Origin of the sequence: Bacillus paramycoides (assembly GCF_001884235.1) — a bacterium.
Classification (GTDB): domain Bacteria; phylum Bacillota; class Bacilli; order Bacillales; family Bacillaceae_G; genus Bacillus_A; species Bacillus_A paramycoides.
Genome location: NZ_MAOI01000073.1, coordinates 1 through 15,659 on the forward strand (window position 1 = coordinate 1; position 15,659 = coordinate 15,659).

The following is a 15,659-nucleotide window of genomic DNA, read 5'->3' on the forward strand; positions in this document are numbered from 1 at the left end:
CCTCTTTAACGCAAGCCCCCCGAGCATACATGCTTCCGACGATCCAGTTGTTGAAACGCCCATAGTCGTAAGGGGGGTGGGCGAATGCCAGAGGTTGGCTAAAATGCGGACACACCGCTCCTCAATTTCGGCTGTCTGTGGATATTCATCCTTGTCAATCATGTTCTTGTCGAAAGATTTGGCATATAAGTGCTCTGCGGCAGGCTCCATCCATGTGCTAACGAATGTTGCAAGATTCAAGCGGGCATTGCCATCAAGAGCAATTTCATCATGGACGATTTGATACGCTGTTTCTGGTAACATGCCTTCATCACGCATGTGAAAGCGCGGAACGACTGATTCTCCTTCGCGGGCAAACAGAGGATTTACAGAAAATTCGTGAGGCAGCTCCATTTGCACGTGACGCGGTAGAGCTTGTGGATTATCTGGCATGATCTCTTTTCCTTCGTATGCATCGTTTTGAACTTCTGCTTTTCGATCCTGTGGCATACAAGTCCCCCTTAATTAATTGTTTAACAAACATATTATTTACAAAAAAGCATTTGTTAAACCAAGGTGACAATTCTAATAAAAGGTGCTACCACCATTCGAATTAAAGGAATATATTAATGTAAGCCATTCAAATAACAAAACAGCACCTCTCCAGCAAATTAGGGGGTGCTGTTGTTTTTTCGCTAAAACCTCATTTACTTATGATACGGTTCACCACTATTAATGCTGGACTATATCCTCTACAACCTGCCCTAAACATGAAACAGGCACGCGCGTTCATCTTTCGATAATCGCGTTAAAAATATTAACTACCCCCAAGAGTAAAAATACTATCCCTTCTTTATATTCTTACTAAAAGAATAGCGTTTTTTCATTATTTAAATATGATTTCATCTGAATTTGATGGAGATTTCTCCTACAAAAGTAGTAGAATTTTTATTTGAATTTGCTACCTCAGTTGGATTTATCATATTTCAATTTCGATAGAATAGTAAATAGGTATATCGGATATGGAGATACATTACAATGATTATACATACTTCAGATTTAGAATTACAGTAACTACTCAGCCCGTAAGTTACTAATAAAGAAAGGAATAAGCAGAATGATACAGAACATATACGAAACTCATTTACATGTAAGAGATTTAGAAAAGGCGATAGATTTCTATCAAAATAAGTTAGGGTTAGCATTAGCAAGAAAACTATCCAAAAGAAAAGTGGCTTTCTTTTGGGTAGGAAAAAATAAAAAGCAAATGCTTGGACTATGGGAAGTACATAATATTGAAGATTTTGAGATGAAACACTTTGCTTTTGGTGTAGATTTAGAATTTCTAAAGACTTCTAAATTGTGGTTAGAGAATCGTGGAATAGAAGTGGTAGGAAGCCAAGGAAAAGGAAATCAAGAGCCAATTGTCCAAAGATGGATGCCAGCTGCGAGTGTATACTTTCTGGATTGTGATGGAAATAAATTAGAGTTTATTTCTATGTTACATGATAATCCAGGTGAATTAGAATATGCATCCTATTTAAGTGAATGGGATGCGGAACACCAAGAAAAATAAATGAGATTGTATCTATAAAACGGAAAAAACGTTATTCTTTTTGTAAAAATATACAGAAAGAATAGCGTTTTTTTTCATTTCAAGGAAATTTAGTTTTGCTAGCTTGATAGCGATGGGGTGGTACCCCATGCCCATCAAGCTACTATTTTGAGCAGCCTCCCATAACAAAAATTTTACCTTTTCACAGTTATTTATAAGAGTTCGGCTCATTTTTTCTTTTTTGGGGGTATTTGCTCTTCTTAACTTGATAGTACTCCCAGAACGAAATTTTGTGTTAACTTATAACAAAAAAGCATATTTTTTCGTTTTGGGGTTGACCTGTTTTCTTAGCTTGATAGTCATGGCGTGCTCCCCCTTAAAGGTCAATTGATAAATTAAAACAAAGTTCAATTATTTAAAATAAAGAGTAATGAGGAATCCTATTTTTACAATTTTCACCCTTAATGTAAAACAGGTTAGTTGAATAAGAAACAGTTACTATTCATCGGTTAGTTTAAATCTAAAAACCAACCGTCTCTTTGATGGTTGACCATTGAATTACAGATTCAAACTCATTGTCAGTCTTCATTGCTCCAACCAAGATATCATCAATGTTATTTTTATCATTCAAATAGTGTTCAAGAGTTAAATTGATAATTTTTGAGGTATGTAAATCCAATAATTCATTCTTAGAAATCCAAAATAATTCCCCTTCGTCAGAAGGAATAAAGTTACTATGATCTGTTTCTCCAAAGTAGACATATTGCTGACGCAATTCACCACTATTTTTCTCAAGCAGAATGTATTTCAGCCTAAAGTTTTTAATTTCTTCTTTTTTATATCCTGTTTCTTCTTTAATTTCTCTGTAACTTGCTTCCATTGGAGAATTGAGTTCATTAGCTTCCATATGACCTCCAATACCACCCCAAAATTCAAAATTAAAGATTTTACTCTTCTCTTTCTTCATCATTAACATTTTGTCTTGATGAATTAAGAATGCCGTAGCCATCTGTCTTACTTCCAACAATAACAACCTTTCCACAATTTCTAATTTTTTATTAAACTAATCTGCTTCGTTTAAGTGTAAACTTTTACAACTTCCTAATTTCAGTTTAACATAAAATGTCAAATATCTTTGCCCTAAAAAAAATCGAACCATAAATTTGCCGGCAAGCTTATGGTTCGATTTAAATTATTTACTTTTAGTAACTACTCAGTCATACATTTCATTGGAAAGTTATTTTCATGTTTCAGCATCTAGATTGCTGTCATGAAGATAAAGTGAAACTTCCATCAGTGACGCTTTTCTCACTGATGGAAAGCTATCACCAATCGGGCTTTTACGGGCAGTTTTCTGCCTTTTTTTCATAGAGTGGATGAGTAGTTACCATATTTAATTTGATTTGCTAAGTATTCGGCAAACCTATTTATATTTCCCGAGTCTCTTCCCTTAGCCACATTTTCTCTTCTTCATTTAAATAAGGAGCGAGCTTTATGTATACCTCTTGATGATAATTGTTTAACCATAGCTTTTCGCTCTCTGTTAACATATCCTTATTGATACCGGCTAAATCAATAGGGCAATACGTGATTGCTTCAAACTTCATAAATTGACCAAACTCTGTTTTCTCGTCTTCTACTACTAACATCATATTTTCAATTCTTATACCGTATTTACCTTCTAGGTATATTCCTGGTTCATTCGTAATAATCATGCCTTTTTCTAATATAACGCTATTATTATTATTCCTTACGCTTTGTGGCCCTTCATGAACATTCAAGAAAAAACCTACTCCATGTCCCGTCCCGCATTTATAGTCCAAACCATACTGCCAAATTGGTTGTCTTGCTAATACATCTAAGTGAGGGCCTGTTGCTCCGTATAAATATTTTACTGAGCTTAATGCAATAAACCCTTTTAACACCAATGTAAAATCTCTTTTTTGTTCATCGGTAAGTTCACCTAAAACAATCGTTCGTGTAATATCTGTTGTTCCATCATAATACTGTCCGCCTGAATCAATTAAAAAAAGACCTTCATTCCTAAGAGTATGTTGCGTTTCTTTATTAGCTTTATAATGCATCATCGCAGCATGTTCTTTATAACCTGCTATCGTATCAAAGCTAGGTCCAACAAATCCTTCCTGTCCCCTTCTGAAATCTTCTAATCTTTCTTCTGCGGCAATCTCTGTAATTTCTTCTTTATCTACAAAGTTTTTAACCCATTTTATAAATTTCACCATGGCTAAACCATCTTTTATTTCACACCATTTTAAATTTTCTATCTCAACTTCATTTTTAATAGCTTTTAAATCATCCGTGATGTTAGGGCTTTCAATTTTCTTTGTATTACTGTTAATGGCATTATATAATATGATATTAGTTTTATCCGCATCCAAAATAACGGTATCTCCGCTTGAAATATTTCCTAAGAATGTTTGTATTTCATGATTCGCTTTTAACTCGATTCCTTCCGCCTTCAGTTCTAATTTAACCAAAGAGGGAACCTTGCAAGAATCAATAAATAAATAACATTTTTGTTCTGCTACGATTACATTAGCTATTACAACTGGATTGTTAGGTACATCGGCCCCTCTTATATTCAAAAGCCATGCAATTTCATCAAGTGAAGTTAAAATATAATAATTTGCTCCTTTATTTTTCATTTCTTCTCTTACTTCATTTAATTTTTCTACTCGTGATTTGCCTGCATATTTTACGTCATGAGTAAAAATTGGTCCTTTAGGAATCTCCGGTCTATCTTCCCACAGATCACCAATTAAATCTTGATTCATTTTTAATACGATTTTCTTTGCTTTTAGATCTTTTTCCATCTTTTTAACCATATTAATTGAAAAAACATTTCCATCAAATCCTACAATGTTTCCTTCTTTAAGAACATCTGCTAGCCATTCTGTATAAAATGGTACCCCTGGATCCGCCATTCTAAATAATCTGATTCCTGAGCTCTCAAGCTGCTTTTCAGCTTGAATATAGTATCTGCCATCTGTCCATAACACAGCATCCTTTAATGTAATAACTATAGTACCTGCAGACCCTGTAAATCCTGATATCCATTGTCTACATTTCCAATGTTCTGCTACATATTCACTCTGATGTGCATCAAAACTGGGAATTATATAAGCATCCATTTGATTTTCTTTCATTAGCTGCCTTAACTTTTCGATTCTATTCCTGATATTCATTACTAATACCTCCATTTTCCTTAAGACTAAATTCTTTACTTTCACGCTTATAGGATAATATTTCTTCATCTTTCTTTTGAGAAAGTATTTCTATAAACCTTGGAACAAGTTGTTTATTTTCTAAATTTGTACTTAAACTATACTTAATAAAGCCTCCACATATAGTATGTAAGGAGATTATCTCATGGGTTATTTACAAATAGTAGGTGGGGAATATTTGACGCTTACTTTGCTAATTTAATCGTTTGGATTAATAGGCTGTACTAAGAAAAGAATGACACTCCTTTATAATTTGTTCACTGCCTTCCTCCCTCAGTAGTTCTTTTCTTATAAGTTCGGAAGATAGCTTTTGAATTTTTCGAGCCTTTTCATACCTTCTTTTAAAATATGATTGAAATGCTTTATAAAAGGAATCATGATTATCGATTTCTTCTGCTAATACTATCGCATCTTCTATTGCCATCGCAGCTCCTTGGGCTAAATTTGGTGCGCTGGCATGAGCAGCATCGCCACCAATGACTACACGGTTGCTGTACCAGTTCTCTTCCAATACAACTTCTTCAACTAGAGTAAAGATAATGGGAAAATCTTTAGAAAGTCCCTCTTTAATTAAACTTGATGCCCCTCCAAATGGATCTACAATGTCCATCACTCTTTCATAACGTGTCATTTTATCATCCCAATAATCTACCTTTACCGGTTTCAAGATAAAAGCATAACCTGCACTTTCAGACAATGGTACAATCCCAACTTTCGTGCTTCCATTATGAAACATGAGCGTTTCATTAAAAGATTTACTCTTAGAAAATTCTATAGGAAACCTCCATGATCCCATACCTAAAAATTGAGGATGAATGTTTCGCCCCAGCATGATATCCCTGACTTTAGAATGAATCCCATCAAAACCTACAAGAATATCGCAAGTGAGAGTACTTTTATCTTCAAAAGTTACATTCACCTCATATTCACGTTCAGTATACGACTTTAGAGTTTTATTCCATTCTATATGTACTCCTAAAGACTGAGCCTTTTCAACTAATATTCCACTTAATTCCGAACGCCAAATCGCATTTCTACCTGGTAGATTTTCATCCATAAATCTTTCACTAATTTCACTTATTAGCGCGCCTTGTTTGTTGAGGATTTTCAGACAATTTAGTTGAAATCCCTTTTTCAAACATTGTTCATAAACACCTAATTCCTTGAGACTTCTAAATGAATTTTGCGGCTGTAAAATGCCTGCACCTCTAAGTGAATTACTACTTGAAGACTCACATACTGTAACAGATAAACCAATTTTTCTTAAAGCAATTGCAGCAGATAGTCCACCTATTCCACCGCCGATAATAATTACTTTGTTGATCTGCTGTTTCACTATATACACCCCTTCAGAAAAGATTACTAATTACTATATTATAGGTTTTTCACTAAAAATAATATGAATAATCATCTTTTTCAAAAAATAAAGACCTCTAAGTTACAAAAAAATTTTTATACCAGATTGTACTATAATAAACATACATATATTTAGAGAGGAGTATTACCATGCCTACTGATTTAACTACAATAAGAAATAACCTCCCTTCTACTTTTAATGAACTTAATGAACAGATGCTATTAGATCCTAAGTATTTAGCTCATATAAATGATTTAATAACATTTGCTGAAAAAGAAGGCAAAAATCAAACAGCATATTTTAATGATATTGATATGGTTTATCATTTTATCCATTATTCAACTAATATCCAAGAAATAAAAGATAGAAAGTCAGAAACTCGCAAGCAATACTTACGGGAGATTCTAGAATTTTGTAAAGTATTAACTACTGAAGCAGAAAACTTTGAAATCTCAATCGATGATGTGCAAAAACACAGCTCTTTTCTAAAAGCTCTGCGGCCATGGAATATTAGGAAATTTAATGAATGGATTAAAACTGTACCTAATGGTCGCAACAAGCAACCTTATTCTGTTTCAACATTAGCAAGGAAACTAGCAACTATTAATAGTTTTATACTCCATCTATATAAAAATGAGTACATTAGCATTCCACTTCACGAGCATATTAAAAAGGCGACCGTACGTGCTGAGGATAGACCAAATCGTGATTTTCATTTTGATGAGGCCCAGCAGTTACTTAATCATTTTAAGGAGCAAAATAACTTATTTGGCTATATGATTACACTTTTCCTAGTTACAACTGGATTACGTATTGATGAGGTAGCTAATGCAAATATAGGGGATTTATTTAAAGCTGAAAATAAAATTTGGTTAAAAGTCATTGGTAAACGCGATAAATTGCGTGAAGTTTATATTTCACAGCATCTCTTTGAATGTATTTGTGAATATAGAAAACGAAAAGGATTAGATACAAATTTTAATAGAACAGATCATACCCCATTACTTGTTTCAGGTCATATGAATAAATTTAATTCCAACTATCTAAGTAATAAAGTCACAAAATTAATTGCCGATACCCAGTTGCCATGTGTATTACCAAGAGAAAATCCAATTACTGCACATACTTTTCGTCATGGATTTGCGATTATTGCAGCAGAAAATAATGTAGAGTTACTACGCATACAACAAACCTTAGGACACGAAAGTCCAAATACAACTAAAATATATCTTGAAAAGACTATGAAGCGTAAACATAATGCTGCTCTTAGTTTTGCCGATTCTTTTAGTTAAATTTTTAATTATGCTATGTAATGATAATAAAGATGTTTAATCTTAAAGCAGAAAAACGCATTACACCGTCCGTAAATGTGGACGGTGTAAAAGTAAAGATGTTTAATTCTTTGAACAATTACTGAATAAGAACTCCTAGAAATAACAATAAAGTCGTTTAAAAACCCAATCATTATGCAACAATCACGCACGTTTGTTTAATTGTTAGAAACCTTCTACCAATACATTCATTTATCATAGAAGGTAAACGAACCAGATGCTTACGACAATAAACCAAATGTTGATTGACAACAGGAACACTCGCTCACAAATCCCAAAGATAAATCGCAACGGCTTGAACATCGTTACAACAACAGCCCCAAGCGAGATAGCAGAAATCGTTGTTATGATGTGAAAAAATGGTTCTAGATTTTTAAAGCCTTCCAGTAATTTTAAATGACTTCCTCCACGATCAATGACCATATAGGAAAAAGTGAACGCAAGAATAGCAAATAAGTAATGGAATTTTCCTCGAACCGTAAGTTTTTCTCCTTCTAGGTCAGTTGGAAAGAATAACATAAGGATACGGGAGATGACCATTATAATGATTAAAATTGGAATGGACGCGGATATGGTGAAGCGATCTTTTACATTCAACATCACGATAGAAAGTGACAATGCCCCTAAATTGCTGAGCCAAGCGTAAATTATAAATAATTTTTTTGTACCACCTACACCGTAATCACTTACAGCATGTCGAATAGGATGATAGCCTGTTTTCTTAAAGTGAAGTATGAGAAAAAAAATAAAATAACCCAAAAAGAACAGTACGGCCACAATCGATAGGATTTTCTCGATGGACAATTTCAGACCTCCCAAAGTTCATCAGATTCAGTTCTCCAACAGTTCCTTCCCCGTTTGTTGAATAGCATCATCAACAATTTAATTTTAAATGACTTTATTATTTTTTAAACAATTATATTATGATTTAAACGACTTTATTATCACGAGACATATGCTGCCTGAGATTTATGATTTACTTATCAAATTCTATATATATTGGCATATGATCACTGCTCTTAATCCATTTTTCAATAAACTTCTACTTATTTATTCATGTTAAAAGGGCATCTACAATAAAGACGCCGCGCATGACTGAATAGTCAGAAAAATGACCGGTAAAAATCCTTCTTTAGTTACAACATTTTGGATCTAAACTGCACGCTTTCCTTCTTCTACTTCAATGATCCGATCAATTAATAAAAGGGGATAACGATGGGGAATAATTTCTTCAATTTGTTGAATATTGAGCATGAATGTCTCTCCTTTATGCCATAGCTAGATATTTTAGTTAGTTTAATTTCCAGAAGTAAAATATTAGAATATTGACAATAATTAGTATCTAGTACTATTATTTGATTATATAACTAAGTATTAAAATAGTAAAGGGGGATAAATGTATGCAATCAAAAGCAAGAATTACAGCTATTGGTACCTATGTACCTGAAAAAAAGCTGACCAATGATGATTTAGAAAAATTAGTAGATACAAATGATGCATGGATTGTACAAAGAACTGGGATGAAGGAAAGAAGAATTACTGGTGATAACGAATATGCCTCTACATTAGCTTTTAAAGCTATTGAAAACTTAGTGGAACGTTATCATAAAAGTCTTGTCGACGTGGATTGTATTCTCGTTTCAACAACTACGCCTGACTACACTTTTCCAAGTGTAGCCTGCCAAATACAAGAGTATTTTAATATTCAACATACAGGTGCTGTTGATTTCAATGCGACTTGTGCTGGTTTTACATATGGATTACATCTGGCGAATGGTTTAATTACATCTGGCCTTCATCGCAAGATTTTAATTGTAACGACAGAAACCTTATCTAAGATTACAGACTATACAGATCGAACTACATGTATCTTATTTGGAGATGGAGCTGCAGCTGTTTTAGTAGAGAAAGATGAAGAAGAGTCTAGCTTTATAGCTACCCATATCGGGACAAATGGGGAAGGAGGTATGCATGTATATCGTAAAAATTTATCTACTACCATGTTTGGAAATCCTTTAAGAACACATGGGAAGATAGTTCAAAATGGAAGAGAAGTATATAAGTGGGCAGCACGGACACTACCAATTGGTATTAAAGAATTGTTATGTCAAGCAGAGTTACAACTGGAAGAGGTGAACTGGTTTGTTCCACATAGTGCTAATTTACGAATGATTGAATCTATATGTGAAAAATCAGGTTTCCCACTGGATAAAACGTTAACAAGTGTAACATACATGGGAAATACTTCTTCTGTCTCCATTCCATTAGCATTAGACATAGGTATGAATGAAGGAAAGGTGAAAAAAGGGGACACTCTCTTACTCTATGGGTTTGGAGGAGGTCTTACACACGCTGGACATATCATTAAATGGCATTTAGCAAAGGAATAGGAGATGAAATATCCAATAGTAACATAAACGTATTTTATTACATTAAAAATCTTTATAGGGATTCTGTTCCATCGCTATAAAGCTAATTTTTTGCACTACCTTTAAAGCAAAAAAGGCGTTATCCTTTCTGTAGAATCATAGGAAAGGATGGCGTTTTTTGTATGTCTATTTCTGTATCGGATGAATTACAACTATTTGCTCAAGAGATTCAAAACTTTTTATCTCCAAATTTCTTACGAGATCTTGCTAGAAATGTTGGTTTTGTACAAAGAACCAGTAAGTACCAAGCAAAAGATTTAGTCGCTTTATGTGTATGGATCAGTCAAAATGTCGCTAAAACCTCTTTAACTCATTTATGTAGCTGTTTAGAAGCATCAACAGAAGTGCTCATCAGTCCTGAAGGACTGAATCAACGATTTAATGCCACAGCCGTGCAATTTCTACAACAAGTGTTAGCCGAACTTCTCAATCAAAAGTTATCTTCAACTAAGATGCTCACTTCTCCATACGCTTCTATTTTCAAGCGTATTCGTATCCTAGATTCAACTGCCTTTCAACTCCCGAATGTATTTTCATCGGTTTATCCAGGTGCAGGAGGATGCAGTCATACAGCTGGGATAAAGATTCAGCTTGAGTATGATTTATTAAGTGGGCAGTTCCTACATATTCATACAGGCCCAGGTAAACAACATGATCGAACCTATGGTTCCCTATGTGCCCCAACTGTGACAGCGAATGATTTATGTATCCGTGATTTAGGTTATTTTCACTTGAAAGATCTTCAACATATACAAGATAAAAAGGCATATTATATCTCACGTATCAAATCGAATACACGTATTTATCAAAAAAATCCTAACCCTGATTATTTTCAAGATGGCAGAATCAAGAAAGGTACAGAGTATATACAGATAGATATGGAAACGTTAATGAACTCTTTTCAACCAGGACAAACATGTGAAATATTCAACGCTTATGTAGGAATGAATGATAAAGTCTCAACTCGTGTGATTGTTCATCGACTAACCAAAGAACAACAACAAAAACGATTACAAGATCAAGCTATAAGAGAAAAAAAGAAAGGAATGAAGTATTCTTTTCGTAGTAAACGACTCAGTGGTATCAATGTATATATGACAAACACCCCTACAGATATTGTCCCGATGGGACAGGTACATGACTGGTATTCTTTGCGTTGGCAAATCGAAATTTTATTTAAAACGTGGAAGTCATTCTTTCAAATTCATCATTGTAAAAAGATAAAACCAGAACGATTGGAGTGCCATTTATATGGTCAATTGATTGCCATTCTACTCTGTTCTTCTATCATGTTTCAAATGCGCCAATTGCTCCTCATGAAGAAAAAACGAGAGCTTAGTGAGTATAAAGCAATATATATGATTAAAGAATATTTTCTTCTATTCCAAACTATTCAAAAAGACACCCAAGAGCTATCAAAGGTGTTACTTCGCCTGTTCAATCTCCTACAGCAAAACGGGCGGAAATCTCATCGATATGAGAAAAAAACGGTCTTTGATATATTAGGTGTCGTTTACAATTGTACCATGTCTGATAATCAAGCCGCTTAATTCAAAAAAGTGAAACCCATTAGGGTTTATTTCGTATGCAAATTTTTAAATTACCTACACTTGCCCTTTAGAAAAAAGAAACAATCTCGCCTAAAATTGACTTTGCATAAGCTTAGCTTGATAGCGATGGGGTAGCACCATCAAAACGCAGATTTCATACGCTAAGCAAAATTTTATAATGGCTTGTTAAACTAAATTAATGATAACTAGTTTCTTTTAACTAAACGGCAATACATTTTCGTATTACCTTGAAATATTATATTAAAATTTCAATTTATTTTTTCTAAGGTACTCTTCCATACTATTTATATTTTGAGTTTCATCTGCCAATGCGATATAACCATCGGGTCTAATCAGAAAAGCAGAACCAAATTTAATTCCTGCTTTCTGTACTCCTTGACTATACTGGAATGTATGCAAAAGAAGATTATTTTCTTTTGCAAAGTTACTTAAATCAGGAGTTACATCTCCATATACATGTAACTGCCAATCAAAAGATTCAAGTGGTGCAAAATTATCTGTATCATCAAAAGGGATCCATGGTAAACGATCGCCTCCATGAATTTTACCTACATTCCCTTTAGCGAGCTTACTGTTTCGATAGTTAATCCGTATTTGCGAAACAACTTTAAACATCGTTTTCCTAACTATTGAAAACTTAGTCATCTTAGGGATAATAACTGGAATTAAGTATTGGCGATTGAACTTTTTACATACGCCGTTACCAACAATAGAAGTAAATACTCTATCCGTCGTTGCGACTAAAGTTTTGGCAAATTGTATTCTTTCTTGTTCATAAGAATCTAGAATAGATTCATCAGCTTTTCCTTGAATCACAGCCCCAAGTTTCCATGATAAATTTACTGCATCACCAATACCCGTATTCATTCCTTGTCCCCCTGCTGGACTATGTATATGTCCAGCGTCTCCTGCAATAAAAACACGTCCTTTTCTAAAATGTTCACTTACCCTATGGTGTACTTTGTATGTTGAATACCAATTCAATTTCGTAATCTTTAACTCCGTGTTTTTCTTTATATATGGTTCAATTAAAGAAAAACCGGATTCTTTGTTTTCTTCTTTCATTAAATCCTCAGGTATTATTCCAATTAAACGTAAAGATCCAGAAGTACGAATCGGCATAACAATCATCAATCCGTCTTCAAAAAGCCTCATTTGAAAACCAATATTTTCTCTGTTTTCAGTTTGTACATCTGCTACATAAAAGGCTTGTTTGTATGTGCCACCAGGAAAAGTCAAGTCTAATCCCTTTCTTACTGAACTATGTGCACCATCACATCCACACAAATAACTATAAACATTTTTTTCTTCAACACCATTCTGTATTGTAACGACGTTCACATGGTCATCTTTCTGATTAAATGATACAAGCTCAGTATCCCATTCTACATGGACCCCTTTAGCTTCTAACTGTTCAATTAAAAACTTTTCATGTTCATCTTGTGGGAAGCTTAGCATAAAGGGATAACGACTTTGGCCTTTCCCCATATTCTCAAAGTTGAATTTAGCCTTCAATGTTGTATTCCTATAAAATTGCATATTAACAAATTTAATTCCTTTTTGTACGACCTGATCTGCAAACCCAAACTGACGATAGAACTCTAATGTTCTTGCTTGCACACCCATAGCTCTTGAAGTTTCTCCCGGGCCTTTATTTTTATCGATAATTCTAAAAGGGATTCCTTGTTTTGTAAGTCCAATAGCTAAAACTAATCCAGTTGGTCCAGCTCCAACAATTAACAATTGATTCTTCATAAACTTCCCTCCCCATTTCTAAGCGAAATAACGAACAACGTGTTGTTTTATTTTATTTCAAATTATAATCTTGAATAAAACTCCTAACAATAATCAAAAATGATGGATGTGTCGTATATCCGACATATACTCTTAATGTGTTGAAAAAATTCAGATGGAATATTGCTTGCGTAATATATATAGCGATTTACGAGTCGTTCGTACAAAAGAAGCCATCCGAGATGCCTTTGTGGAATTGATGGAAGAAAAAGCAACTATACCGTGAAGGGGCACCCTATCATTTCAGGAAACTGTGACGCAAATTAACCGGTACCTTATACGTCAGGAACCGGTTAATGAAATGAATGAGCCAAGAATATTTATATTGTATAAACTTCAGAAAACATATGGTTACACTCTTCTTACACATAACCCGTTTCTTCCCTTGCTAATTTAACTTCAACACTGCACTAACCGGATTATGATCACTGTTTTCAAACTTCAAATCATGCCCTTGTACGCTTACAATCTCCACATTTGGAGAGACTAAAAAACCATCAATAATCGTAACAAAGTTCTCACCTTCAACATAGCTCTTCACATTGTCACGAACTGTCCAAACAGTATCATCAACAGCCCACTGGAACCCACCATCAGTGAAATCTTCTGGTAACTGTACTAACCACTCTGGCCAGTCTTCTTTAAACCTCGGATCCTTTAACTGCACATCAGATAATAGTTGATTCCAGTCCCCACCAAGCACAATATAATCGCCATTTATGTAATGTTTATTCATATACTCTTTCAAAAACTCAACTTGTTGCTTTCGAATGTTTCCACCCTTATCATATGCAGATAAATGAACGTTCACCATTCGTAAATATTTTCCGTTATCAACTGGAACTTTATGCTCAACAATCGCTCGGTCTACGTCGAATAATTGACGAAGCCACATTTCTCTTCCAGGAAGCTTATATCTCGTCACTTCTTCTACTTTATATTTTGAAAACGAACCAAGTCCACTGTTCGTATATCCGTGTGGCTTCTTAATTGGTACCGGCACCCACTGCACATTAAAGTTATCACCAAACGTAGACGCATGATCTTTCAGTCTATCTTGAAATGCCTTATACTGATTCACATCAAATGAACGAAGTGACTTCTCATCCATCTCTTGCGTTAATATAAAATCAGAATCTTCCTTTTGTAAGAAAGACAGCATATTGCTGATATTCTTTTCTGTTTGCTCTTTACTACTAGAGCGCGAACCCTTTCCTCCGTCTAAGAAGAAATCTTGATCTTTATCTAAACCGCCGAAGCCAATATTAAACGTTGTCACCTTAAACTCTTTCCCAACTTTAAGAACGCGCTCGTTATTATTGGTCACCATCAATTTCTCAACATCCTTATGCTTCACATTCTTAATTGCCACATAAGTAATAAATGCTGTGAAAGCACCAAATACCGAGCCTGTCCCCCATAATAAACCTTTCATTGTCTTCTTCAATCTCATGACTCCTTTATTCTCTTTTTATAGTTTGTATATGTGATATTTTAATTTGTTTCTATGTTTAAAATATATAACGTAACTCTAAAGGCTTCAAGCATGATAAAAGGAATTGAAACGATTCACCCATTATATAAACAAAGCCGAACTCTGATTTGTTCGCAATTTCAATCGCTTGTTCGTCAGAAAAAACAGCTGTGCCGAGAAATAAATGTATATATAATATCCCATATAGAATAGACACTGAAAAAATCTATTCTATATGGGATTTCTTGTGTAATAAGAGGATTCGATTGACTGAAGATGCATATTATACGTTCAGGTCTAAAAAAGAATTCAAATTAACCCCAAACAACACCTCGCCTCTCGTATTCCATTCTATATTCAACGGCAGCCGCAATTTTGGAGCTTGCGAACCTTTCCGTGATCCAAAGTCCCAAATCAATTCCTGAAGTGACTCCTCTTGCAGTGATAATATTCCCTTGATCCACAATTCTGTAACGAAGAAGCTCTGCCCCGTATTCACTGATTTCACTCTGCGCCAAATGGTGCATCGTCGCCTTTCGACCATTCAATATACCGGATGCAGCTAGTAGCATACCTCCTGTACAAACGCCAGCAACAATCGTTCCTTCGTTGTGCATCTCTCTAATCATTTCGGTCAAGGTTCCAAGCTCTGCTTGCTTTCGTGCCCCATGTTCAGCTTTATGATTCCAGCCACCACCAGGTACAATTAGCAGATCTGGACGATTATCCATTCGTAAAAAATCATTTAATTTGACCGTAACTCCAAACGAAGTAGTAATTTCTTGTTTTGGTTCACTTGCTATTAGTTCAACCGTAAATGGAGCCCCTTCTTCTATCGCTCTTTTAAGTACCTCAAAAGGTGCGAAAGAGACAAGCTCTCCGAAGCCGTCAAACAAGACAATTTGTATTTTCATTTTTGAACAC

The 15,659-nt window shown here is 34.6% G+C and carries 12 protein-coding genes and 1 pseudogene; 4 read left to right on the plus strand and 9 right to left on the minus strand.

Annotated features, from left to right (window positions below):
- Window positions 1–489 (minus strand): pyridoxal-dependent decarboxylase (locus BAU28_RS14910; protein ID WP_244158117.1); only part of this gene is annotated, 489 nt, incomplete at its 3' end.
- Between the two features lie 607 nt (window positions 490–1,096).
- On the opposite strand from BAU28_RS14910, the gene BAU28_RS14915 reads away from it, so the two are divergent.
- Window positions 1,097–1,555: a VOC family protein gene (locus tag BAU28_RS14915; RefSeq protein ID WP_071718967.1), complete on the plus strand. Its 459-nt coding sequence runs from the start codon at window positions 1,097–1,099 to the stop codon at window positions 1,553–1,555.
- A gap of 499 nt (window positions 1,556–2,054) precedes the next feature.
- Here BAU28_RS14915 and BAU28_RS14920 read toward each other — a convergent pair whose 3' ends face one another.
- From BAU28_RS14920 to BAU28_RS14935, 3 genes are all read right to left on the minus strand, one after another.
- Window positions 2,055–2,543: an NUDIX domain-containing protein gene (locus BAU28_RS14920; RefSeq protein ID WP_071718969.1), complete on the minus strand. Its 489-nt coding sequence runs from the start codon at window positions 2,541–2,543 to the stop codon at window positions 2,055–2,057.
- A 418-nt stretch (window positions 2,544–2,961) separates the two neighbouring features.
- Window positions 2,962–4,740, minus strand: a complete 1,779-nt coding sequence (locus BAU28_RS14925) for an aminopeptidase P family protein (protein ID WP_071718970.1) — start codon at window positions 4,738–4,740, stop codon at window positions 2,962–2,964.
- A gap of 250 nt (window positions 4,741–4,990) precedes the next feature.
- Complete coding sequence (locus BAU28_RS14935; RefSeq protein ID WP_071718972.1) at window positions 4,991–6,115, minus strand: FAD-dependent oxidoreductase; 1,125 nt, start codon at window positions 6,113–6,115, stop codon at window positions 4,991–4,993.
- A 170-nt stretch (window positions 6,116–6,285) separates the two neighbouring features.
- Between BAU28_RS14935 and BAU28_RS14940 the strand changes: the two genes are divergently transcribed.
- Window positions 6,286–7,428, plus strand: a complete 1,143-nt coding sequence (locus tag BAU28_RS14940) for a tyrosine-type recombinase/integrase (RefSeq protein ID WP_071718973.1) — start codon at window positions 6,286–6,288, stop codon at window positions 7,426–7,428.
- 234 nt (window positions 7,429–7,662) lie between these two features.
- On the opposite strand, the gene BAU28_RS14945 is transcribed toward BAU28_RS14940, so the two are convergent.
- The gene (locus BAU28_RS14945) at window positions 7,663–8,271 is read right to left on the minus strand and encodes a DUF998 domain-containing protein (RefSeq protein WP_071718975.1); all 609 of its coding nucleotides are present in this window, start codon (window positions 8,269–8,271) and stop codon (window positions 7,663–7,665) included.
- Window positions 8,272–8,530: 259 nt separating this feature from the next.
- A pseudogene (locus BAU28_RS29845) lies at window positions 8,531–8,721 on the minus strand (hotdog family protein); the annotation flags it as partial.
- 146 nt (window positions 8,722–8,867) lie between these two features.
- Here BAU28_RS29845 and BAU28_RS14955 point away from each other — a divergent pair.
- On the plus strand, window positions 8,868–9,857 hold the full coding sequence (locus BAU28_RS14955) for a ketoacyl-ACP synthase III (RefSeq protein ID WP_070144492.1): 990 nt from the start codon (window positions 8,868–8,870) through the stop codon (window positions 9,855–9,857).
- A gap of 161 nt (window positions 9,858–10,018) precedes the next feature.
- The gene (locus tag BAU28_RS14960; RefSeq protein ID WP_071718977.1) at window positions 10,019–11,446 is read left to right on the plus strand and encodes an IS4 family transposase; all 1,428 of its coding nucleotides are present in this window, start codon (window positions 10,019–10,021) and stop codon (window positions 11,444–11,446) included.
- A 261-nt stretch (window positions 11,447–11,707) separates the two neighbouring features.
- Here BAU28_RS14960 and BAU28_RS14965 read toward each other — a convergent pair whose 3' ends face one another.
- The 3 genes from BAU28_RS14965 to BAU28_RS14975 all read right to left on the minus strand — a co-directional run bounded on the left by BAU28_RS14965 (window position 11,708) and on the right by BAU28_RS14975 (window position 15,649).
- The gene (locus tag BAU28_RS14965; RefSeq protein WP_071718978.1) at window positions 11,708–13,222 is read right to left on the minus strand and encodes an FAD-dependent monooxygenase; all 1,515 of its coding nucleotides are present in this window, start codon (window positions 13,220–13,222) and stop codon (window positions 11,708–11,710) included.
- Window positions 13,223–13,649: 427 nt separating this feature from the next.
- Window positions 13,650–14,714 carry an endonuclease/exonuclease/phosphatase family protein gene (locus tag BAU28_RS14970; RefSeq protein WP_071718980.1) on the minus strand — a complete coding sequence of 355 codons (1,065 nt, stop codon included), beginning with the start codon at window positions 14,712–14,714 and terminating at the stop codon, window positions 13,650–13,652.
- Window positions 14,715–15,049: 335 nt separating this feature from the next.
- Window positions 15,050–15,649 carry a DJ-1/PfpI family protein gene (locus tag BAU28_RS14975; RefSeq protein ID WP_071718981.1) on the minus strand — a complete coding sequence of 200 codons (600 nt, stop codon included), beginning with the start codon at window positions 15,647–15,649 and terminating at the stop codon, window positions 15,050–15,052.
- Between the last annotated feature and the right edge of the window lie 10 nt (window positions 15,650–15,659).